The sequence below is a fragment of the Antarctobacter aquimaris genome, from assembly GCF_900184945.1.
In the GTDB taxonomy this organism is placed as follows: Bacteria; Pseudomonadota; Alphaproteobacteria; order Rhodobacterales; family Rhodobacteraceae; genus Maliponia; species Maliponia aquimaris.
On the sequence record NZ_FXYF01000051.1, the window covers coordinates 1 to 935 of the forward strand.

1 pseudogene is annotated in these 935 nt (G+C 65.1%); it reads right to left on the minus strand.

Features of this window, described 5'->3' with window-relative positions:
- Positions 1-935: pseudogene (locus MAA8898_RS25600) on the minus strand (IS3 family transposase); the annotation flags it as partial.

The window sequence follows — 935 nt, forward strand, 5'->3', positions numbered from 1 at the left end:
CCCTCACATTGCTCAAGCGTCCGGCGCGCTTGCTGCGGCGTCTGGTTGGCCAGGGACGAGTGCGGTCTGACCGCATTGTCGTCGTAACGCCAGAGGGCCAGCTTTCGCCGTGCGTCATCCAGACTGTCGAAGATCTCCTCGTTCAGCAGTTCGTCCCTGAGGCTGCCGTTGAAGCTCTCGATGAAGGCGTTCTGCTGCGGTTTGCCGGGATCGATGTAGTGCCATGGCACGGTGTTCTCGTCGGCCCATTTCAGGATCGCCCGACTGGTAAACTCGGTGCCCCTATCGGCAGATTTGCTTTGCAAATCGCCTGTCGGGCAATGGTTGTCACTGACGATGCAGCCGGGCTTGCCGTAGATCCGGATCAGGGCGCTGAGCTCCCGGGCAACCCGTGCGCCGGACAGGCTGGTATCGGCAACCAGGCACAGGCATTCGCGCGTGCAATCGTCGATCACCGCCAGCATCCGGAACTTCCGCGAGGCGCCGAAGCTGTCGGACACGAAGTCCAACGACCAGCGCGCGTTGGGATTCGCGGCAACCGGCATCGGCGCCCTCGTGCCGCGCGCCCGTTTCCGGCCGCGCCGCCGTCTCACCGACAGGCCTTCCTCGCGGTAGACCCTGTAGAGCGTTTCCGGGGCTTACGCGGCCCCACTGGGGCCACGGTCCCCTCCAACTGTGGTTCATGCTCATGCCCTTGCGTTCCAGCAGCACGCCGATCCGGCGATAGCCGAACCGACGTCGCTGGCCGGCGATCTCCTGCATCTCCTTGCGGATCTCGGTGCAATCCGGCGGGCGTTCACGCCGGACAGTCTTGGGATCGACACCGACCAGCCTGCAGGCCCGGCGCTGCGAGAGGTCGTGATCCCGCATCACCCGGAGCGCCGCGTCTCGCCGCCTCGTCAACGTCGTCGGCTCTTTCCCAGCAGGTCTTTCAA